Below are 22,041 nucleotides of genomic sequence, written 5' to 3' on the forward strand. Positions count from 1 at the left end.
TAGCGTTTGTAGCTGGCTGTCATTAGCGGTGCTTGTAACTAATGGTGCTTGTAACTGATAGAGAAGATGGCGTGACGGTATCCACTTTTAATATGCGCTGCATGCGGGAAATGGGGTCTTTGCGTGGATGAATCAGAGAAAAATATGTCCGATTGCAACGTATTCAATTAAGCGGAATGGGCTACGCAAAAAATGCCCGGCAGCAAATACCACCGGGCAACAGGTTTAACCCAACGCTTTGGCAAGCAGGGTGATGGGATGTTCGCAACGCTTACTGGTAGACATCTCAATCTGCCATTTACAGGTTTCGCAGTCGGTGACGACGATATCAGCGCCGCTTTCTTCAATTTGGCGGAATAACGGTGCGCCAATAGACTGTGAAGTCGGATAGTTTTCCTTTTTAAAGCCGTAAGTCCCGGCAATCCCACAACACTGAGAATCCAGCACTGTCAGCTCCAGCCCCGGAATTTGTCGCAGTAGCTCCAGCGTGTAAAGCGTCCAGCCCATTTTCTCCATATGACATGGCGTGTGATAGACCACCTTCAGTGGCAGCGTTTTCAGCGGCAGCGTTTTACCTTCATCCAGCTTGCGCCACAGCCAGCGGGTTGCCAGTTCAATGTGTTCTCGCAGGCCTGAGTTGTCGACATCCAGCACTTCCGGATATTCATCACGTAGCGCAAAGGTACAGGTTGATGAGGTGGCGATCACCGGAATGCCTTTGCCATCAATCGCTTCCCGGAGTGAGGCCACGTTGCTGACCGCCTGCTTACGCGCTTTATCTGTAAATCCGTTAGCAATCAGCGGCACGCCACAGCATTTCTCTTTACTCAGCAGTTGCACGCCGGTTCCCATCGCATTCAACACCTTGATCAGGTCTTTGCCAAGCTGGGGATGGTTGTAATTCACAAAACAGCCGTGGAAAAAGGCGACCTGATCCTGATACTGCGCCTGCTGTGCGGCAATGCTGCGATACCAGCGGCGGAAGGTGCCAAAGGAGTACTTCGGCAGCGTACGGCGATGATCGATTTTTAGCGCGTAATCCAGCAACTGACGTACCGGTTTTAGTGAGGTGGCGGTATTCACTATTGGGGCAAAGGGGGTGGAAACGCTACCCATTAAATCGGTATGGCTTAAGACGAAGTTACGCAGCGATGGGCGCGTCGTGTCGTATTTGGCGCGCGCGCGCTGGATGATATCGCCGATTTTCACGTCTGACGGACAGGCCACTTCGCAGCGTTTACAGTTGATGCAGTATTTCAGCGCATCGTCATATAGCGCGCCATCTTTCAGGCGCAGACGCTCACCGTCCGGGCCGGCCTGCTTAGGGCCCGGGTAGCTAGGGTTGACGCGGCTTACCGGGCAGGCGGTGGTGCACACCGTGCATTTGATACAACTTTCAAAACGTGTGTCGCTCATTGCTGTCCTCCTGCACGTTTCGCAATATGATGTGCGGCGTGTAAGGCGCTGACTGCGCATACGCCGCCTCCGCAACCCTCGGCAATAGGGTCGAAACCACCGAGAACAGAACCGATGGCATACATATTTTCTACCGTTTTACCCGCCAGTGACGGGCGCAGCGTAGCGTCGGTTGTGACGCCAAACTTTTGCCACGGTTGCGGATCGAAGACGTCGCGTTGATACCACTCGGCGCGGGTGGCGGTTTGCTGTACATCCAGTCCGAGGATCGGTTCGTGGATGGCCTCGCGCGTGGCGACCAGACCGCTGCTGAAAAAGCTGCCGCTGGCGAGTACGGCGAAGCGTGGACGCAACGGGATATCGGCATGGTTACGGGTCCAGATTTCACTGACTACGCCGTCCTGACAGGTGATTTTCTTCACTTCATCACCCGGCATCCACACACCGCCCTGGCGCACAAACTGGCGCTGCAATTTGTTGTGTAAACGCATGCCCAGTACCGAAGGAGGTAGGGTCGGTAACAGTGTCAGCGAGCAGGGGAGGCGCTCGTTAAGCCACTGCCAGAGCCGCTCATCTGCCAGACCAAAGCAGGCCGGCATGATTATCATGTCGCAGGCTTTTGCCATTGGCAGCAATGCGTCATAGAGCAGCGACCATTTATCTTCGTTATCCAGCAGGCGCGCAATATTGACGGCGCGAAACTCGGTTGGGTTATCACGCAGGACATCCAGTTCCGGCAGTTCGATTTCTGCCGTCTCGACGCTGAGATTACGTTGGCGTAATGACGCCGCGGCGAGATGCGCCTGAAAATCCAGTAACCCGCTAATCCCTACAACGCATATACGCTGCGCGGACAGCGGCCAGACCGGCACTTCCGGGGAACTTAACCAGGTTGAGCGCAGGGTGCCCAGCGGGGTAACACGTTGATGTGCCTGATGCACGTTGCCTTGCAAATGCGTTCCGCATTCTTCCAGTAAATTTTGCGCCTGCTGGGCCAGTTCCAGAACGTTCTGCGTTCCGATGGTGCTATACGGATGTGCGGGTGCCTGAGTGTGCAGCGCATTCAAACCCGCTTCTATATCCGTCACCGGTTGACCATCGGGTAAGCTGCTGAGCAAATCCAGTGAGCCGGAGGAAAAATGCAGGGCGCTTTGGCCGCGGGTAACAATCGTGCAGCGCAGTCCGCTTTTTTGCAGTTGCAGGCCGCATAGCAGTCCAGCGAGGCCGCCGCCGATAATGACGGTATCAAATTTCATCCTGGTGCTCCTTTTCCAGACCACACAACCCTTGATAAACCCAGCGAGTGAATTCGCTTTCGCGCAGTGCATCTCCCCAGGCGATAGGCTGCACACCTTTCCAGCGTTCGTTGAGGAAGTCGGAAAGCTGAGTAATGGATTGTGCCGCGGTAGTGACATTAAAACGTTGCAGCAAACCTGCAGCGCGACAGGCACACAATTCGCCCTGGCAGGTCCCCATTCCGACGCGGGTACGGCGACGTAAATCGAGCAGACTGTTGACGGTTAGATTCTCGACGGCGTATTGCACTTCGCCTGCGGTGACCGCTTCGCATTCACAGACCAGGCTGCGATGTTGACGGCCTTCGCTCAGCCACGCTGGGGTACGATCCCCATGGCGATAGACTGCCGAACCGCGTAGCGGCGCAGGTAACGAAATAACGCGTTTAAGCGTATGCTCGGTAGATTCCTGTGAGCCAGGCAACGCGGTGTCTGCGGTTGTGCAAGGCTGGGTATTGCCCAGCTTACGGCAAACAGCATCGGTAGCCCATTCCGCCATCAGGCGGTAAGTCATCAGTTTGCCGCCGGTAATGGTGATAAACCCTTCCAGTCCGTCACGCTCTGCGTGATCGAACAGTACAATCCCACGGCTGACGTTACGACCGGTGGGATCGTCGTCGCTGGCCACCAGCGGACGCACGCCGGAGTAGGCGCGTAAAATGCGTGTTTTCGCCATAATCGGCGCCAGTTTCTCGCCTTCACGCAGCAGAATGTCGACTTCTTCTGCGGTGACGCGGTTGCTGTCGATATCATCGTAATCAATGTGCTGCGAGGTGGTACCGATCAATGAGATGGTATCGCCTGGCACCAGAATATCGGCGTCAGACGGTTTACGGCAGCGGTTGATGACATGCTGGTTAATGCGATGATCCATAATCAGCAACGAACCTTTGGCCGGGAACATACGGATGCTCAGATCGGCATATTCCGCAATGCGTTGACCCCAGATCCCGGCGGCGTTAACGACAACCGGTGCATGCAGGGACTGCATTTCGCCCGTCAGATGATTGCGCACGTTAACGCCGCAAACCGTCGCGCCTTCGCGAATCAGTCCTGTCACTTCATGCGCCGTTAAGATAACCGCGCCATGCTCACGCGCATCCAGCATGTTGGCGGCGGTTAAGCGGAAAGGATCAACCGTGCCGTCCGGCACTTTTACCGCACCAATCAGCTGTGGATTCACGGAAGGTTCGATAATACGTGCCTGCTGAGGGTCAATCGCTTCTGCGCGAATCCCTGCTTCTTCACAGGCGCGAATAAAGGTCGCCTGAAAGGAGAGCTCATCCTCCGGCAGGGTAATAAACAGACCGTCCGTTGGCTCAACGCAATGGCGGGCGATACGTTTCAGAATTTGGTTTTCGCTGATGCACTCACGGGCAGATTCAGCATCGGTGACGGCGTAGCGTGCACCGCTGTGCAGCAGGCCGTGGTTGCGCCCGGTCGCACCTGTGGCGATATCGTGGCGTTCCACTAAGATGACGCGCAACCCGCGCAGCGCACAATCGCGTGCGATCCCTGCACCTGTTGCTCCTCCACCAATGATAATCACGTCACTTGTTTGCGAGTCGCGAGTTTTCATTGTTTTTCCTCACAGTTCGTTTTTTATCATTTAGCCACATAAAAAACATGGATTGTTTGATTTCGCGCATAATCGCTCATTATTCGAAAATGAAACGTGATTTCGTGCGCCTTTATGAACATTTGTCATAAATCTGTAACAATATGTGCTGCGTTTCACATTTTTGTTATGTATCTTTCCTTAACATCGCGGCCACACTGGGAGCGGTAGGGTAGTAATGACGAACTGCAGTGTTTACTTCGAATGAAAGACGGCCACGGAGGCTACACTATGTTGAGCATTTTTAAACCAGCGTCACACACGGCGCGTTTGCCTGCAGCGGAGATCGACCCGACATATCGTCGATTACGTTGGCAGATTTTTCTGGGGATTTTCTTTGGTTATGCCGCGTACTATCTGGTACGTAAGAACTTTGCCCTTGCGATGCCGTATCTGGTTGAGCAGGGGTTCTCGCGTGGAGATCTGGGTTTTGCGTTGTCCGGTATCTCCATTGCTTACGGATTTTCGAAATTCATCATGGGGTCCGTTTCGGATCGCTCGAATCCGCGCGTTTTCCTGCCAGCGGGTCTGATACTGGCTGCGGCAGTGATGTTGTTTATGGGCTTTGTGCCGTGGGCGACATCGAGCATCGCGGTAATGTTTGTGCTGCTGTTCCTCTGCGGATGGTTCCAGGGGATGGGCTGGCCGCCGTGTGGTCGTACCATGGTGCACTGGTGGTCGCAGAAAGAGCGTGGCGGCATCGTTTCCGTTTGGAACTGTGCGCATAACGTGGGTGGCGGTCTGCCTCCTCTGTTGTTCCTGCTGGGTATGGCCTGGTTCAATGACTGGAAAGCGGCGCTGTACATGCCTGCTTTCGGTGCGATCGTTGTCGCGCTGTTTGCTTTTGCTTTGATGCGTGATACGCCACAGTCCTGTGGTCTGCCGCCAATCGAAGAGTACAAGAACGATTATCCGGACGATTACAACGAGAAAGCGGAAGAAGAGCTGACTGCGAAGCAGATCTTCATGCAGTACGTACTGCCGAACAAACTGTTGTGGTACATCGCTATCGCCAACGTGTTTGTTTATCTGCTGCGCTACGGCATCCTGGACTGGTCGCCGACTTACCTGAAAGAAGTGAAGCATTTTGCACTGGATAAATCATCCTGGGCCTACTTCCTGTATGAATATGCGGGTATTCCGGGCACGCTGCTGTGTGGCTGGATGTCGGATAAAGTCTTCCGTGGAAACCGTGGCGCGACCGGCGTGTTCTTTATGACGCTGGTGACGATTGCGACTATCGTTTACTGGATGAACCCGGCAGGCAACCCGAACGTAGATATGGCTTGTATGATTATCATCGGCTTCCTGATCTACGGCCCGGTCATGTTGATTGGTCTGCATGCGCTGGAACTGGCACCGAAAAAAGCGGCAGGTACGGCGGCTGGCTTTACTGGTCTGTTCGGTTATCTCGGCGGTTCTGTGGCTGCGAGCGCCATTGTCGGCTACACCGTTGACTTCTTCGGTTGGGACGGCGGCTTTATGGTGATGATTGGCGGTAGCGTGCTGGCGGTTATTCTGCTGGTAGTCGTCATGATTGGCGAAAAACGCCATCACGAAGAGATGCAGCTCAAGCGTAACGGGGGCTAATAGATGAAAACCACATTGAAAAGTCTCAGCGTGGCGCTGATGCTGGCAGGTATGGTTGTGAGCAGCGCGGCGGTTGCCGCAGATAAAGTCGTGATTGCGCACCGTGGCGCCAGCGGTTATCTACCGGAGCATACGTTACCTGCGAAAGCGATGGCCTATGCTCAGGGAGCGGATTACCTGGAACAGGATTTGGTGATGACTAAGGACGACCATCTGGTCGTCCTGCATGACCACTATCTTGACCGCGTCACCGATGTTGCCGAGCGTTTCCCGGATCGCGCGCGTAAAGATGGGCGTTACTATGCTATCGACTTTACGCTGGATGAGATCAAGTCGCTGAAGTTTACTGAAGGCTTTGATATCGAAAATGGCAAAAAGGTCCAGACCTACCCGGGGCGTTTCCCGATGGGTAAATCTGATTTCCGTGTGCACACTTTCGAAGAAGAGATTGAGTTCGTTCAGGGATTAAATCATTCAACCGGTAAAAACATCGGCATTTACCCGGAAATGAAAGCGCCGTGGTTCCATCATCAGGAAGGGAAGGACATTGCGGCTAAAACGCTGGAAGTACTGAAAAAGTACGGGTACACCGACAAGAACGACAAGGTCTATCTGCAGTGTTTTGATGTCGCAGAGTTAAAGCGCATTAAGAATGAACTGGAACCGAAGATGGGGATGGATCTCAATCTGGTACAGTTGATTGCGTACACTGACTGGAATGAAACTCAGGAGAAAAAGCCAGACGGCAGTTGGGTTAATTACAACTACGACTGGATGTTTAAACCGGGTGCCATGAAGCAGGTTGCGCAGTATGCGGACGGCATTGGGCCGGACTACCACATGCTGATTGATGAGAAGTCGAAGAAGGGCAATATCTCGTTAACTGGCATGGTGCAGGACGCACATCAGAATAAGATGGTGGTGCATCCTTATACCGTTCGCGCCGATCAGTTGCCGGATTACACCACTGACGTAAACCAGCTGTATGACATTCTTTATAACAAAGCGGGTGTTGACGGGCTGTTCACCGACTTCCCCGACAAAGCAGTGAAATTCCTGAATAAAGAGTAATGGCATAAGGCCTGTGATGCACCTCCGGTCACAGGCCTTATTGGACGAAACGTGATTAACTGCTAGATAAGGCCGTCTGCTGTTAACGTTTTCCTACATGCCTGCAGGAGAAATAAAGGGCTGCCGTTCATCGGCGGCTCTTTTGCCAGTAACAATTTTTATCCCGCCTTGCGTTACAGCTCTATTTCAATATCGCCTTTTGCCCGGCAACAGCAGGGCAATATTTCACCCGGTTGAATGAAGGCCAGAGGTTCTGCAATCCAGTCAACCTGTCCCGCCACCAGGCGGGTACGACAGGAGCCGCAGTAGCCTTCACGACACTGATATTCGACTTCAACATCGTGCGACTCGAGTGCGGCAAGTAGGGAAGGATGTTCATCCTGGCACAGCAGTTGTGTGCCAGAGATGCGCAAAGTCACGCGGCCCATCAGAGCTGGAAGTTACTCAGATCGTCAGTATCAACTTCCGAATCGATCTGACCGACCAGATAAGAGCTGACTTCCACTTCCTGCGGTGCGACCTGGACGTTGTCAGACACCAGCCAGGTATTGATCCAAGGGATCGGGTTAGAGCGTGTCTGGAATGGCAGATCGAGTCCGACAGCCTGCATACGGATGTTGGTGATGTACTCAACGTACTGGCACAGAATGTCTTTGTTAAGGCCAATCATTGAGCCATCACGGAACAGATAGTCCGCCCACTCTTTTTCCTGCAGCGCGGCCTGTACAAACAGGTCGTAGCATTCTTGTTTGCACTCTTCAGCGATTTCCGCCATCTCCGGATCGTCCACACCGCTGCGCAGAAGGTTCAGCATATGCTGAGTACCGGTCAGATGCAGGGCTTCGTCGCGGGCGATCAGACGAATAATTTTCGCGTTGCCTTCCATCAGTTCACGTTCGGCGAATGCGAAGGAGCAGGCGAAGCTGACATAAAAGCGGATCGCTTCCAGCGCGTTGACGCTCATCAGGCACAGATACAGCTTCTTCTTCAGCTCACGCAGGTTTACGACAACCGTTTTGCCATTAACGGTATGCGTACCTTCACCGAGCAAATGCCAGTAGCTGGTCATCTCGATCAGTTCGTCGTAGTAGCTGGAAATACCTTCTGCGCGTTTCTGGATTTGCTCATTAGTGACGATATCGTCAAACACCACCGCCGGATCGTTAACGATATTGCGAATAATATGAGTGTAGGAGCGGGAATGGATTGTTTCAGAAAACGCCCACGTTTCCACCCAGGTTTCCAGTTCAGGGATCGAGATTAACGGCAGCAGCGCGACGTTTGGACTACGTCCCTGAATGGAGTCCAGCAGCGTCTGATACTTCAGGTTGCTGATGAAGATATGTTTTTCATGTTCCGGCAATGCCTGGAAATCGATACGATCGCGAGAAACATCGACCTCTTCCGGACGCCAGAAGAAAGAGAGCTGCTTTTCGATCAGTTTTTCAAAGATGTCATATTTTTGCTGATCGTAGCGGGCGACGTTCACCGGCTGGCCGAAGAACATCGGTTCCAGAAGCTGATCATTTTTCGTCTGTGAAAAAGTGGTGTATGCCATTGATGTGAATCCTGTCTGGAATGTACTGCCGGATGCGCTTTGCTTATCCGGCCTACAATACCGCGAATTAATTTGTAGGCCGGGTAAGCGCTACGCCACCCGGCAAAAGATTAAATCTTACATGCGCCGCTTTCGCAGCCATCGTCCTGAATGGACGGTACCAGATCGTCCTGAGAGTCTTCCGCACCGTCACGGGTGTTCTGATAATACAGCGTTTTGACACCAAATTTGTAGGCGGTGAGCAGGTCTTTCAGCAACTGCTGCATCGGTACTTTTCCGGACGGGAAGCGCGACGGATCGTAGTTGGTGTTGGCAGAAATCGACTGATCAATAAATTTCTGCATGATACCTACCAGCTGCAGATAGCCGTCGTTGTTCGGCATTTCCCACAGCAGTTCGTATGCGTCGTGCAGGTGTTCGTAGTCCGGCACGACCTGACGCAGAATTCCATCTTTCGATGCTTTGATGCTCACGTAACCGCGTGGTGGTTCAATACCGTTGGTGGCGTTGGAGATCTGCGAAGAGGTCTCGGACGGCATCAGAGCGGAGAGCGTGGAGTTACGCAGACCGTGAGTTTTAATTGATTCGCGCAGGCTTTCCCAGTCGTAATGCAGGGATTCGCTGACGATAGCATCCAGGTCTTTTTTATAGGTATCGATCGGCAGAATGCCTTTCGCATAGGTGGTTTCGTTAAACCACGGGCATGCGCCTTGCTCTTTCGCCAGCTCGTTAGACGCTTTCAGCAGGTAATACTGAATCGCTTCAAAGGTTTTGTGAGTCAGGTTATTGGCGCTGCCGTCAGAGTAGCGTTTACCGTTTTTCGCCAGCCAGTAGGCATAGTTGATAACGCCAATACCCAGCGTACGACGCCCCATCGCACCGCGTTTGGCGGCCGGAATCGGATAATCCTGGTAATCGAGCAACGCATCCAACGCACGTACCGCCAGTACGGCCAGTTCTTCCAGTTCGTCCAGACTTTCGATAGCGCCCAGGTTAAATGCGGACAGCGTACACAGCGCAATTTCGCCGTTTTCATCGTTAACGTCGGTCAGCGGTTTGGTCGGCAGGGCGATTTCCAGGCACAGGTTGGACTGGCGTACCGGCGCGACAACCGGATCAAACGGGCTATGGGTGTTGCAGTGGTCAACGTTCTGAATATAGATACGACCAGTAGAGGCACGTTCCTGCATCATCAGTGAGAACAGCTCAACCGCTTTCACGCGCTGTTTGCGGATGCTGTCGTCGTTTTCATATTGGGTGTACAGACGTTCGAACTCATCCTGATCGGCGAAGAACGCGTCATACAGACCCGGGACGTCGGACGGGCTAAACAGGGTGATGTCGCCGCCTTTCAGCAAACGGGTGTACATCAGTTTGTTGATCTGTACGCCGTAGTCCATGTGACGAACGCGGTTGCCTTCGACGCCACGGTTGTTTTTCAGGACCAGCAAGCTTTCAACTTCCAGGTGCCACATTGGGTAGAACAGCGTGGCTGCACCGCCGCGTACGCCACCCTGAGAGCAGGATTTAACCGCAGTCTGGAAATGCTTGTAGAACGGAATACAACCGGTGTGGAACGCTTCACCGCCGCGAATCGGGCTACCCAGCGCACGGATGCGACCGGCGTTAATGCCGATACCGGCACGCTGAGAAACGTATTTCACAATCGCGCTGGAGGTTGCGTTGATGGAGTCAAGGCTGTCGCCGCACTCGATCAGAACGCAGGAGCTGAACTGACGCGTTGGGGTACGCACGCCGGACATAATCGGCGTCGGCAGCGAGATTTTGAATGTAGAAACAGCGTCGTAGAAACGTTTCACATATTGCAGACGTGTTTCACGCGGATAGTTAGAAAACAGGCAGGCTGCTACCAGAATGTAGAGGAACTGTGCGCTTTCATAGATCTCACCGGTAACACGGTTTTGCACCAGATATTTGCCTTCTAACTGCTTCACCGCAGCGTAGGAGAAGGTCATATCACGATCGTGTACGATGAACGAGTCCATCTGCTTGAACTCTTCTTCCGTGTAGTCTTCCAGCAGATGATTGTCGTATTTGCCCATTTCAACCATTTTCACGACATGGTCAAACAGTTTTGGCGGTTCAAACTCGCCGTAGGCTTTTTTGCGCAGATGGAAAATCGCCAGACGGGCGGCCAGATACTGATAATCCGGCGCTTCGCGGGAGATCAGGTCGGCGGCAGCTTTGATGATTGTTTCATGGATATCGGAGGTCTTGATACCGTCATAAAACTGAATGTGGGAGCGCAGCTCGACCTGAGAGATCGATACGTTATTCAGTCCTTCTGCCGCCCAATCCAGAACTCGGTGGATTTTGTCGAGATTGATGCGCTCTGTACTACCATCACGCTTTGTCACCAGCAGACTCTGATTCATGTGGTTTTTTACCTGTCCGTGAAAGAAAAAATATCCCCCATATTATCCACAGAGTCATGTTGTGACTAAGTCTGTGGATAAATACTATATGTAGGGGTTGTTTGATAAAATAGACGCTATATGGTGAGTATTCTAGTAGGGATTCTTTTCAGCACAAGAGTTGATTTTGAGGTTAAATTGAGGTTGCAAAAGGGTGAGAATCGCTAAGTGCGCGTCTTATAAGGCCTGGCGGGGATGTCAATAATTGAGAAAAAAAATAGAAATTTTGATCGAGTGCTGATTTCTTCATCTAAGGTAAGGAAAGTTCTTATGATCTGGCGCAAAAATTGCTGTACCGGTACTACTCAGGATTGGTAGGCGATGCGTAATAACGTAGGCCTGATAAGCGAAGCGCCATCAGGCGTTAAAGCCCGGAGTCGTGCCGGATGGCGGCGCTGGCGCGCTTTATCCGGCCTACAATCCAGCGTCATAAGGCCATGAACGCTGGTTTATTCGCTTTTGGCGGTGGTATGCACCATATAGTTCACATCAACGCCCGGACCGAGTTTGAAGGTGTTGGTGATGGGGTTGTAGTGCAGGCCGGTCATATGACGCTCTTTCAGCACGGTCTGGTCAACCCACTCTAACAGTTCAGCGGGCTTAATGAATTTTTTCACATCATGCGTGCCTTTCGGCACCATCCGCAGAATATATTCCGCTCCGACCACCGCCATCAGCCAGGATTTGCCGTTGCGGTTAAGCGTGGAAAAAAAGACTTCGCCGCCCGGTTTAACCAGTCTGGCGCAGGCCCTGACCACCGACTGCGGATCTGGTACGTGCTCCAGCATTTCCATGCAGGTCACAACGTCATACTGATGCGCATGCTTATCCGCATGTTCTTCGACAGTTTCTTGTACGTACTCCACCTGGATGCCGCTCTCCAGCGCATGCAGTTTTGCGACTTGTAACGGTTCAAAGCCCATGTCCAGCCCGGTGACGGTTGCGCCTTCGCGCGCCATGCTTTCCGCCAGAATGCCGCCGCCGCAGCCGACGTCGAGAACCTTTTTACCAAACAGGCCACCTGAGCGCTCAGTAATGTAGCCCAGACGCAGCGGGTTAATACGGTGCAGTGGCTTAAATTCACCCTCAAGATCCCACCAGCGTGATGCGACTGCTTCAAACTTGGCAATTTCTTCATGGTCAACGTTGTGAGTAACCGGGGGTTTTTCGGCATTCATTGGGGCTTCTACTCCTAAATTTGCGATGCAAATGAGTATATCAGCCTGACGGGATGAATAAAGCCTCTGTCAGGGGGAATCCATTTACCTGAATCTTCACGTATGTGTTATAATTTGCGACCTTTGAATCCGGGATACAGTAGAGGGATAGCGGTTAGATGAGCGACCTTGCGAGAGAAATTACACCGGTCAACATTGAGGAAGAGCTGAAGAGCTCCTATCTGGATTATGCGATGTCGGTCATTGTTGGCCGTGCGCTGCCAGACGTCCGAGATGGCCTGAAGCCGGTTCACCGTCGCGTACTTTACGCCATGAACGTATTGGGCAACGACTGGAATAAAGCCTATAAAAAATCTGCCCGTGTCGTTGGTGACGTAATCGGTAAATACCACCCTCATGGTGATACCGCCGTTTACGACACCATTGTTCGTATGGCGCAGCCATTCTCCTTGCGTTACATGCTTGTAGATGGTCAGGGTAACTTTGGTTCTGTCGATGGCGACTCCGCAGCGGCGATGCGTTATACGGAAATCCGTATGTCGAAAATCGCCCATGAGCTGATGGCTGACCTGGAAAAAGAAACGGTTGATTTCGTCGATAACTACGACGGCACCGAACAAATTCCTGACGTCATGCCGACCAAAATTCCTAACCTGCTGGTGAACGGTTCGTCCGGTATCGCGGTAGGTATGGCGACCAACATTCCGCCGCACAACCTGACTGAAGTGATCAACGGCTGTCTGGCATATATTGACGATGAAGACATCAGCATTGAAGGGCTGATGGAACATATTCCGGGTCCGGACTTCCCGACTGCAGCGATCATCAACGGTCGTCGTGGTATCGAAGAAGCCTACCGTACCGGCCGTGGCAAAGTGTACATTCGCGCACGCGCGGAAGTCGAAGCGGATGCCAAAACGGGTCGTGAAACCATCATCGTCCACGAAATTCCGTATCAGGTAAACAAAGCGCGCCTGATTGAGAAAATCGCCGAACTGGTAAAAGACAAACGCGTAGAAGGCATCAGCGCGCTGCGTGACGAGTCTGACAAAGACGGTATGCGCATCGTGATTGAAGTGAAACGCGATGCGGTCGGGGAAGTGGTTCTGAACAACCTTTACTCCCAGACCCAATTGCAGGTTTCCTTCGGTATCAACATGGTTGCATTGCACCATGGCCAGCCGAAGATCATGAACCTGAAAGATATTATTGCCGCGTTCGTACGTCACCGCCGTGAAGTCGTAACTCGTCGTACTATCTTTGAACTGCGTAAAGCCCGCGACCGTGCGCACATCCTTGAAGCGCTGGCGATTGCGCTGGCGAACATCGATCCGATCATTGAACTGATCCGCCGTGCGCCGACCCCGGCAGAAGCGAAAGCCGCGTTGGTTGCGCGTTCGTGGGAACTGGGCAACGTTTCCGCCATGCTGGAACGTGCTGGTGATGACGCCGCGCGTCCTGAATGGCTGGAGCCGGAATTTGGCGTGCGTGACGGTCAGTACTACCTGACTGAACAGCAGGCTCAGGCTATTCTGGATCTGCGTTTGCAGAAACTGACCGGCCTTGAGCACGAAAAACTGCTCGACGAATACAAAGAGCTGCTGGAACAGATCGCTGAACTGCTGCACATTCTGGGCAGCGCAGATCGTCTGATGGAAGTTATCCGTGAAGAGATGGAGCTGATTCGTGAACAGTTCGGCGACGCGCGTCGGACCGAAATTACCGCGAACAGCGCTGACATCAACATCGAAGATCTGATTAACCAGGAAGATGTTGTCGTGACCTTGTCTCATCAGGGCTACGTGAAATATCAGCCGTTAACCGATTACGAAGCGCAGCGTCGTGGCGGTAAAGGCAAATCTGCAGCACGCATTAAAGAAGAAGACTTTATCGACCGCCTGCTGGTGGCCAACACCCATGACACGATCCTCTGCTTCTCCAGCCGTGGTCGTCTGTACTGGATGAAGGTTTATCAACTGCCGGAAGCGAGCCGTGGTGCGCGTGGACGTCCAATCGTTAACCTGCTGCCGCTGGAAGCGAACGAACGTATCACCGCAATTCTGCCGGTACGCGAGTACGAAGAGGGCGTCAACGTCTTCATGGCAACCGCCAGCGGTACCGTGAAGAAAACGGCATTGACCGAATTCAGCCGTCCGCGTTCTGCCGGTATTATCGCCGTCAACCTGAACGAAGGCGACGAACTGATTGGCGTTGATCTGACGTCCGGTAATGACGAAGTTATGCTGTTCTCTGCTGCCGGTAAAGTGGTGCGTTTTAAAGAGAACGCAGTTCGCGCGATGGGTCGTACGGCGACCGGTGTTCGCGGGATCAAACTGGCAGGTGAAGACTCCGTTGTTTCCCTGATCGTTCCACGCGGTGAAGGGGCAATCCTGACCGTCACGCAGAACGGTTACGGTAAGCGTACAGCGGAAAGCGAATACCCAACCAAGTCTCGTGGCACGCAGGGTGTTATCTCCATCAAAGTCACCGAGCGTAATGGCTCCGTTGTTGGCGCAGTACAGGTTGAAGATACCGACCAGATCATGATGATCACCGATGCAGGTACGCTGGTACGTACTCGCGTGTCGGAAATCAGCGTGGTAGGGCGTAATACCCAGGGTGTTATCCTTATCCGTACTGCGGAAGACGAAAACGTTGTGGGTCTGCAACGCGTTGCTGAACCGGTTGATGATGAAGAGCTCGACTCCATCGACGGAAGTGCAGCTGAAGGTGACGAGGATATCGCGCCTGAAGCGGAAAGCGATGATGATGCAGCGGATGACGCTGAAGAGTAATTAAAACGTAATAAGAAGGGCCGGAGAACTCCGGCCCTTTTTTTAATGGCATTGCGACAAAAGACATTTACCGCTACCTTAACCACACTCTATTAATGCCCTGAGGCGGAGCTTCGCCCCTTTGAAATACCTTGCTTCCGTTCATTCAACCCTAAAAGTCTCACGCTACCTGTTCAGAGCGCTGGCGCTCGTTATCTGGTGTCTGATTGCGTTTGCCTCCGTGTTTTACATTGTGAATGCGCTGCACCAGCGAGAGTCTGAAATCCATCAGGAGCTTAATCTCAGCTCCGATCAGGCCCAACGTTACATTCAGCGCACCTCTGATGTGATTAAAGAGCTGAAATATATTGCCGAAAATCGCTTAACAGCGGAAAACGGCGTGATGTCGTTGCGGGCGCGAGATGATAAAACCGTCGTGCCTAATTTTGAGCCGCTGTTTGCCGACTCCGATTGTTCCGTAATGGGCAACGCCTGGCGAGGTTCCCTGGAATCACTGGCATGGTTTATGCGCTACTGGCGCGACAACTTTTCCGCCGCTTATGATTTAAATCGAGTGTTCCTGATCGGCAGCGACAACCTCTGTATGGCCAATTTCGGTTTGCGTGATATGCCCGTCGAACGAGACGAGGCCCTGAAGGCTCTGCATGAGCGCATTATTAAGTATCGCAATGCTACGCAAGAAGAAAACGGCAACAACTTGTTCTGGATTAGCCAGGGGCCGCGTCCGGGAGTAGGGTATTTCTATGCACTGACGCCGGTTTACCTCGCCAATCGTCTCCAGGCGCTGTTGGGCGTAGAGCAGCCTATTCGCATGGAGAATTTCTTCACACCGGGTAGTTTACCGATGGGCGTGACCATCCTCGACGAAAATGGCCATGCGCTAATTTCTCTCACCGGCCCTGAAGGGAATATTAAGGCTGAGCCCCACTGGATGCAGGAGCGCTCCTGGTTTGGTTACACGCCAGGTTTCCGCGAGCTGGTACTGAAGAAAAATCTGCCTCCGTCCTCCCTGAGCATCGTGTACTCCGTTCCTGTCGACCTGGTGCTGGAGCGGATCCGCATGATGATCCTGAACGCTATATTGCTGAACGTGCTGGTCGGGGCGGCATTGTTTATGCTCACGCGCATGTATGAACGGCGCATTTTTATTCCAGCGGAAAGTGATGCTCAGCGGCTGGAAGAACATGAGCAGTTTAACCGTAAAATCGTGGCTTCTGCGCCGGTGGGTATTTGTATTCTGCGCACGATGGATGGCATTAATATCCTGAGTAACGAACTGGCGCACACCTATCTGAACATGCTGACGCATGAAGACCGTCAGCGGTTAACGCAAATTATTTGCGGCCAACAGGTCAATTTTGTTGATGTGCTGACCAGCAACAATACCAATCTGCAAATCAGCTTTGTGCACTCGCGCTATCGTAATGAAAACGTGGCAATTTGTGTCCTTGTTGATGTCAGTGCGCGCGTTAAAATGGAAGAGTCGTTGCAGGAGATGGCACAGGCGGCGGAACAGGCTAGCCAGTCAAAATCGATGTTCCTTGCGACGGTGAGCCATGAGCTACGTACACCGCTGTATGGCATTATCGGTAACCTTGATTTGTTGCAAACCAAAGAGTTACCGAGTGGGGTGGATCGTCTGGTAACGGCGATGAATAACTCTTCCAGCCTGCTGCTGAAAATTATCAGCGATATTCTCGACTTCTCAAAGATTGAATCTGAACAGCTGAAGATTGAACCGCGAGAGTTTTCACCGCGTGAAGTCATGAACCATATTACGGCTAACTATTTGCCGCTGGTGGTCCGCAAGCAGTTGGGGTTGTACTGCTTTATCGATCCGGATGTGCCTGTGGCGCTGAATGGCGATCCGATGCGTTTACAACAGGTGATTTCTAATCTACTGAGTAACGCAATCAAGTTTACCGATACCGGTTGTATTGTGTTGCACGTGCAGTGCAGCGGCGACTACCTGAGCATTCGAGTGCGTGATACCGGTGTAGGGATCCCAGCCAAAGAGGTGGTTCGGTTGTTCGATCCTTTCTTCCAGGTGGGGACTGGCGTACAGCGTAATTTCCAGGGAACGGGACTTGGTTTGGCGATCTGTGAAAAACTGATCAGCATGATGGATGGGGATATTTCCGTCGATTCCGAGCCGGGAATGGGGAGCCAGTTTACGCTGCGTATTCCGCTTTATGGCGCACAGTATCCGCTGAAAAAGGGTGTTGAAGGATTGGCTGGCACACGTTGCTGGCTGGCAGTACGTAATGCGTCACTGTACCACTTTCTCGAATCCAGCCTGACGCGTACTGGGATGACGGTGTTGCGATATGAGGGACAACAGTCCGATGCGGATGACCTGTTGGTGGCCGACGATGTGCTGGAACAGGCCTGGCAGGGGCGAGCAGCGGTGATTTTCTGCCGCCGACATATTGGCATTCCGCTGGAAAGAGAGCCTGGAGAATGGGTACACAGCGTGGCGTCACCGCATGAACTGCCTGCGCTGTTGGCACATATCTACAGTGTAGAGTTGGGGAGTGAAGAGCTCTCCACGGCGCTGCCAACCCCGGATAAAGGCGGTGCGACGAACGATGACATGATGATCCTGGTTGTTGACGATCACCCTATAAACCGGCGCTTACTGGCCGATCAATTGGGATCGTTGGGATATCAGTGTAAAACCGCGAATGACGGTGTGGATGCGCTCAATGTGCTCAGCAAAAATCATATCGACATTGTGCTGAGTGACGTCAACATGCCAAACATGGATGGTTATCGCCTGACCCAGCGTATCCGCCAGTTAGGGTTAACGCTGCCAGTTGTCGGCGTGACGGCCAACGCGCTGGCCGAAGAGAAGCAGCGTTGCCTGGAATCGGGTATGGATAGCTGTCTGTCTAAGCCAGTGACATTGGATGTATTGAAGCAAACTCTGACGGTCTATGCGGAAAGGGTGAGGAAGGCGCGGGAATAACAGATGCCGGATGGCGGCGCTTGCCTTATCCGGCCTACGGAACACGCACCACGCAGTGTCATTCGTAGGCCTGATAAACGGCGTGCCATTAGGCACTTTGGTGTTAAAAGAATTACTCTTTGTCTGAGGGACTCAGCGTTACGGAAGAGAGGTAATTCAACAGGGCGATATCGTTTTCCACACCGAGTTTCATCATTGCCGACTTTTTCTGGCTACTGATGGTTTTAATACTGCGGTTGAGTTTTTTCGCGATTTCAGTAACCAGGAAACCTTCGGCAAACAGACGCAGAACTTCACTCTCTTTCGGTGACAGACGTTTGTCGCCATAGCCGCTGGCGCTGATTTTTTCCAGCAGACGAGACACGCTTTCCGGGGTGAATTTCTTACCTTTCTGTAGTGCGGCAAGCGCTTTCGGCAGATCGGTTGGCGCACCTTGCTTCAGTACAATCCCTTCAATATCGAGATCCAGTACCGCGCTCAGAATAGCCGGATTGTTGTTCATGGTCAGGACGATAATCGACAGGCTCGGGAAATGACGCTTGATATATTTAATTAACGTGATCCCATCACCGTATTTATCTCCCGGCATGGAGAGGTCGGTAATCAACACATGCGCATCCAACTTAGGCAAATTGTTGATCAGTGCAGTGGAGTCTTCAAATTCGCCGACAACATTTACCCACTCGATTTGCTCAAGTGATTTACGAATACCGAACAGTACAATCGGGTGGTCATCGGCAATAATTACGTTCATAGTGTTCATGTATTGGGCTACCTTGCTACAGCAAGCTCTTGACGTAAACGTCAATGTCGCTGATGTATTTTTCTATACCTGGAGCATCTTTCTCTTGAATAAGATGTTCCAGCGCTTCACATAACTGCTTGCCGGGTACCAGATTAAGCATGGCAAACACGCCTTTCAGGCGATGGGCCGTTTGGGCTAACGCAGCGAAATCGCTGATAGCCGCCTCAGTATACAACCTCTTAACATCATCCGGTACTGTGTCTACAAAGAGAGCGTAGTAACCACTGGCATGAAGTTCGGCGTTTTCATCTCCGCCGAGGGGGAGTTCCTGGAACCCTTCTTGCGCCAGTTGCTCTTCAATCAGCTCAAGGACAGCTTCCTGCATAGCATTGCTCATATTAAAGTTAACGCGCAGTTGGCCAGGGCCAATTTTCCGCACGCCAGACTCATCATCGCTTAAAAGTAGGCCTGAAGCAGTAAGATTAGACGGATTATCCGTTAAAAAGAGATCATATTCTTGACTATTCAACCGTTCATCGGGCGTGATGCAGGTTGCCCCCCAGTTTTCCAGCTGACGTAATACAATGCTACGTACGTCATTTGAGGTGACATCAACCATTACGCAGACGTCATCCAACAGGCGCTCTTCACTATCAGCATGTTGATCGTGCAGTGGCATTTTAACATGGACTATATAACGTGTTCCAAGTTCTTCCCGCGCTTTGATATTCAGGTGTCCGCCAAGCTTACGGGCTAACTGATCGCACAACCAGAACGTCAGAGGGTTGGCTTTGCCATACCGATCGCCCTGCGTGTCATTGATGAACGGGAAATGGAGATTATCAACTTCATTCAATGTGACGCCTTGCCCGGTATCCAGAATGCGGAAGGTCAGGCGTTCAGCCTCTGACTCATCCTGGTCGACTTCCAGCGTGATTTTACCAATCTGCGTGGTGGTTACCGCATATTGGATCAATAGCAGCAAAATACGGCGCAAGGCATCGCGATCGCCACGGCGTTCATCATGGGCGCTAAGGTGATTTTTAATCAGTAGCTGCAGCCCCTTACGCTTAATGGCTGGCAGAACCTCCGGAACTACGTCGTCAATTAATGCCTGCACGGAAAACAGTGTGGATTCACCTTTCCAGGCATCGTTCTCCAGCAGGTTGGCTAGCTGGATTTCGTCCACCATTCGCACCAAAACGTCGGCCTGATTTGCCAGTTTCTGGCTGTCCGGTGTATTGAGCGCGGCGGCATTGGCAGCCAACGTTTTCGCGGGGTCTTTCAGCGCGCTGCCAATATTCTGCATAAAGGCCGCGCGGGCCTGCTGATTTTTCTCATACAGCCGCTGCGCTTGTTTCAGCTTCTTATTGACCAGCACTTCGCGGTCCTGGTCACGAATGATAAAGATCTGCGTTCTCGGGGAGATCTGGCTGCGAAACAGTCTGATTTCATACAGTTCATTATTGATGGTGGCCTGAATGATTCCCTGATGCTGCTCTGCCATGTTGGTAATGTTTTGCAGATTTAAATGCGGCAGCAGGTGATCGGCAATTTTGTTGCTGATAACCGTACGATTTGCTTCCTGATCGTGTACCAGTAATCCCAGTGGCAGAAGGGAAACAATCTCTTCATTGATTGCGCGAAGAACGCGCAGTTCATTATTTGCCGCAAGGTTTGGCGCCACTTGGGTGGAACGGACTGGGAGGTGGCGAAAAGTGGTATAGCCAAATAGCGCCAGGGCCAGCAACGCAATGTTCAGCAAAAGCGGTAGCAGAATGCTTTGCAATGTGTCGAGCAGCAATGAGCCAAACGGAACCTGCCATACCAGCCGCATATCCGTTGAGTTTAGCGCCGAAGAGATCTCAATTTTACTGTTGTTGAAATTAATGCTGACGCTGTCAGGCGACTCTTTTTCATTCAGGTGCTCGGTCGTTGAGGTGGCATCAGGTTCCAGATAGAAACTGTCCAGCGGCATACCGGGCGGGATCAAGTCATTAATCGGCAGGTCAAAGGCGACAACCGTTGCCAGATGTCCTGGCTGATTAAAGGTCGTGCGTAGCGTGAAGTAATGCCCGTTCTGCCAGGCCAGACGGCGCAGTGAAGAGAAACTTTCACGTTCATCTAGCGCATTAGCCTGTTGCAGCATCTCAGCGCGCCGGGAATCGACAATATTCCCAATCGTCGATTCTTTAAAACCGGAGGTAAGATCTTTCAGCGGTAACGTCGAGATTAGGATCAGGCTGTTGTCCTGACCATTCAGGTAATACATTGACCATGGGACATTCTCTGCGCCCCACAACGTATCCAGATATGTTGAAATGCGCTGGGTCATTTCCAATGTAGAACTGTCATGCGAGCCGAAAATCAGCGCCTCGGTCTTTCTGCGCGGCTTCTCAAGATAATAGACGTCTTGTTTCAGACGCGTTTCCTGCAGCCCTTCTGCACCCGGCGAACTGGTTGAGGCGGCAATGTTGTCATAGATTTGCCAGGTCACGTATCGCCAGGTATCGACCCTTTTATGAATGGCATGGGTAATATCGACGATCTGATAGCTCTTATCTTTTAACCAGGTGTTGACGGCGCTCTGGACCATAACACCCATCATCACCAACAGCACAACGATCAGTAATAAGAAGAAACGGGTAATACTTCCTGGCAACAGGGAGAATCGGGTGGAAACCGTTGTGTCAGACTGACTCATTCGTGTTTATGACCTGTTAAACGACGCGAAAGATGAAGGGGCAGTATAAAGGGTAATGTATGAATTACCACACTTACACCGCGCGGCAGAGGTTGCATTTTTTACGCCTCATTTGGTTGCACCCGTGACGGTGCAAAGGTGTACAGTGGATAACGGCGGGTACAAATATTCGTACGGAAAGTATACATTTAGCATTAAATAACAATCAATTATTTGTCAGGCTTATATCTGAGCGCAGTGCTATGAGATAGTTAATAGTCGTTATAGTTTTGCATCGGTAGCACAGAAAGGTAAGTTTTGTGTAAAGAAGGGTAAAAAAAAACCGAACGCTGAGCATTCGGCTGAAATAGGGGTAAACAGACATTCATAAATGAATGACGGTAATAAATAAAGTTAATGATGATAGCGGGTCTATTTTAGTTGCGAGTGAAGATTTTTTTTTGTCATTCAGTGCTATAAGATTTTTTCGTGTAATTAATTGATTTTAAAGATTATAAATATGATTCTTGATTATTTGTGCTTATTTTGCCTATTTTTTGATTTTAAAAAAGTTCCCTTGTATTAATGTTTTGAAACATCTATGCAGATAAATGAAACACCTTAAAAGTTTTAGTATCATATTCGTGTTGGATTATTCTGTGTTTTTGCGGAGAATGAAGTTGCCGACT

Annotated in this window: 13 protein-coding genes and 1 pseudogene; 4 read left to right on the forward strand and 10 right to left on the reverse strand. The window is 51.7% G+C overall.

Going from position 1 to position 22,041, the window contains the following annotated elements; translation table 11 throughout:
• Nucleotides 1-225: 225 nt before the first annotated feature.
• The 3 genes from glpC to glpA are packed head-to-tail and all read right to left on the reverse strand — an operon-like array spanning nt 226 to nt 4,290.
• Nucleotides 226-1,416, reverse strand: coding sequence for an anaerobic glycerol-3-phosphate dehydrogenase subunit GlpC (glpC, locus tag GUC46_RS07755; protein ID WP_003027620.1), 1,191 nt, complete (start codon nt 1,414-1,416; stop codon nt 226-228).
• Complete coding sequence (glpB, locus tag GUC46_RS07760; RefSeq protein WP_102190544.1) at nt 1,413-2,672, reverse strand: glycerol-3-phosphate dehydrogenase subunit GlpB; 1,260 nt, start codon at nt 2,670-2,672, stop codon at nt 1,413-1,415. Before glpB ends, glpC begins: the two co-directional genes overlap by 4 nt.
• Nucleotides 2,662-4,290, reverse strand: a complete 1,629-nt coding sequence (gene glpA / locus GUC46_RS07765) for an anaerobic glycerol-3-phosphate dehydrogenase subunit A (protein ID WP_003845117.1) — start codon at nt 4,288-4,290, stop codon at nt 2,662-2,664. The genes glpB and glpA overlap by 11 nt, the downstream gene beginning before the upstream one ends.
• A gap of 270 nt (nt 4,291-4,560) precedes the next feature.
• On the opposite strand from glpA, the gene glpT reads away from it, so the two are divergent.
• A complete protein-coding gene (gene glpT / locus GUC46_RS07770; RefSeq protein ID WP_003027615.1) occupies nt 4,561-5,919 on the forward strand; it encodes a glycerol-3-phosphate transporter in 1,359 nt (452 codons plus the stop codon).
• Nucleotides 5,920-5,922: 3 nt separating this feature from the next.
• A complete protein-coding gene (glpQ, locus tag GUC46_RS07775) occupies nt 5,923-6,990 on the forward strand; it encodes a glycerophosphodiester phosphodiesterase (protein WP_003839410.1) in 1,068 nt (355 codons plus the stop codon).
• A 62-nt stretch (nt 6,991-7,052) separates the two neighbouring features.
• On the opposite strand, the pseudogene GUC46_RS24025 reads toward glpQ, so the two are convergent.
• From GUC46_RS24025 to ubiG, 5 genes and pseudogenes are all read right to left on the reverse strand, one after another.
• Nucleotides 7,053-7,142, reverse strand: a pseudogene (locus tag GUC46_RS24025) (hypothetical protein); the annotation flags it as partial.
• 21 nt (nt 7,143-7,163) lie between these two features.
• A complete protein-coding gene (yfaE, locus tag GUC46_RS07780; RefSeq protein ID WP_003027609.1) occupies nt 7,164-7,418 on the reverse strand; it encodes a ferredoxin-like diferric-tyrosyl radical cofactor maintenance protein YfaE in 255 nt (84 codons plus the stop codon).
• On the reverse strand, nt 7,418-8,548 hold the full coding sequence (gene nrdB / locus GUC46_RS07785) for a class Ia ribonucleoside-diphosphate reductase subunit beta (protein WP_003027605.1): 1,131 nt from the start codon (nt 8,546-8,548) through the stop codon (nt 7,418-7,420). The genes yfaE and nrdB overlap by 1 nt, the downstream gene beginning before the upstream one ends.
• 110 nt (nt 8,549-8,658) lie before the next feature.
• A complete protein-coding gene (nrdA, locus tag GUC46_RS07790; RefSeq protein WP_048215880.1) occupies nt 8,659-10,944 on the reverse strand; it encodes a class 1a ribonucleoside-diphosphate reductase subunit alpha in 2,286 nt (761 codons plus the stop codon).
• A gap of 488 nt (nt 10,945-11,432) precedes the next feature.
• Nucleotides 11,433-12,161 carry a bifunctional 2-polyprenyl-6-hydroxyphenol methylase/3-demethylubiquinol 3-O-methyltransferase UbiG gene (gene ubiG, locus GUC46_RS07795; RefSeq protein WP_003027601.1) on the reverse strand — a complete coding sequence of 243 codons (729 nt, stop codon included), beginning with the start codon at nt 12,159-12,161 and terminating at the stop codon, nt 11,433-11,435.
• Between the two features lie 158 nt (nt 12,162-12,319).
• Here ubiG and gyrA point away from each other — a divergent pair, with 158 nt between their 5' ends.
• Both gyrA and rcsC read left to right on the forward strand, forming a co-directional pair.
• Entirely contained in the window at nt 12,320-14,956 is a 2,637-nt protein-coding gene (gyrA, locus tag GUC46_RS07800; protein WP_003027598.1) for a DNA topoisomerase (ATP-hydrolyzing) subunit A, read from the forward strand.
• A gap of 121 nt (nt 14,957-15,077) precedes the next feature.
• Nucleotides 15,078-17,924: a two-component system sensor histidine kinase RcsC gene (gene rcsC / locus GUC46_RS07805; RefSeq protein WP_160180001.1), complete on the forward strand. Its 2,847-nt coding sequence runs from the start codon at nt 15,078-15,080 to the stop codon at nt 17,922-17,924.
• Nucleotides 17,925-18,036: 112 nt separating this feature from the next.
• On the opposite strand, the gene rcsB is transcribed toward rcsC, so the two are convergent.
• Together rcsB and rcsD are read right to left on the reverse strand one after the other, a co-directional pair.
• The gene (rcsB, locus tag GUC46_RS07810; RefSeq protein ID WP_003027592.1) at nt 18,037-18,687 is read right to left on the reverse strand and encodes a response regulator transcription factor RcsB; all 651 of its coding nucleotides are present in this window, start codon (nt 18,685-18,687) and stop codon (nt 18,037-18,039) included.
• A gap of 16 nt (nt 18,688-18,703) precedes the next feature.
• Nucleotides 18,704-21,373, reverse strand: coding sequence for a phosphotransferase RcsD (gene rcsD / locus GUC46_RS07815; RefSeq protein ID WP_003845134.1), 2,670 nt, complete (start codon nt 21,371-21,373; stop codon nt 18,704-18,706).
• Nucleotides 21,374-22,041 lie beyond the last annotated feature (668 nt).

Source organism: Citrobacter sp. LUTT5 (assembly GCF_009905315.1).
Taxonomy (GTDB): domain Bacteria; phylum Pseudomonadota; class Gammaproteobacteria; order Enterobacterales; family Enterobacteriaceae; genus Citrobacter; species Citrobacter freundii.

Coding starts and splice junctions, on each gene's coding strand:
- gyrA (WP_003027598.1), top strand. CDS start 12,320: ATGAGCGACCTTGCGAGAGAAATTACACCGGTCAACATTGAGGAAGAG.
- rcsB (WP_003027592.1), bottom strand. CDS start 18,687: ATGAACACTATGAACGTAATTATTGCCGATGACCACCCGATTGTACTG.
- ubiG (WP_003027601.1), bottom strand. CDS start 12,161: ATGAATGCCGAAAAACCCCCGGTTACTCACAACGTTGACCATGAAGAA.
- glpC (WP_003027620.1), bottom strand. CDS start 1,416: ATGAGCGACACACGTTTTGAAAGTTGTATCAAATGCACGGTGTGCACC.
- yfaE (WP_003027609.1), bottom strand. CDS start 7,418: ATGGGCCGCGTGACTTTGCGCATCTCTGGCACACAACTGCTGTGCCAG.
- glpB (WP_102190544.1), bottom strand. CDS start 2,672: ATGAAATTTGATACCGTCATTATCGGCGGCGGCCTCGCTGGACTGCTA.
- glpA (WP_003845117.1), bottom strand. CDS start 4,290: ATGAAAACTCGCGACTCGCAAACAAGTGACGTGATTATCATTGGTGGA.
- nrdA (WP_048215880.1), bottom strand. CDS start 10,944: ATGAATCAGAGTCTGCTGGTGACAAAGCGTGATGGTAGTACAGAGCGC.
- nrdB (WP_003027605.1), bottom strand. CDS start 8,548: ATGGCATACACCACTTTTTCACAGACGAAAAATGATCAGCTTCTGGAA.
- glpQ (WP_003839410.1), top strand. CDS start 5,923: ATGAAAACCACATTGAAAAGTCTCAGCGTGGCGCTGATGCTGGCAGGT.
- rcsD (WP_003845134.1), bottom strand. CDS start 21,373: ATGAGTCAGTCTGACACAACGGTTTCCACCCGATTCTCCCTGTTGCCA.
- glpT (WP_003027615.1), top strand. CDS start 4,561: ATGTTGAGCATTTTTAAACCAGCGTCACACACGGCGCGTTTGCCTGCA.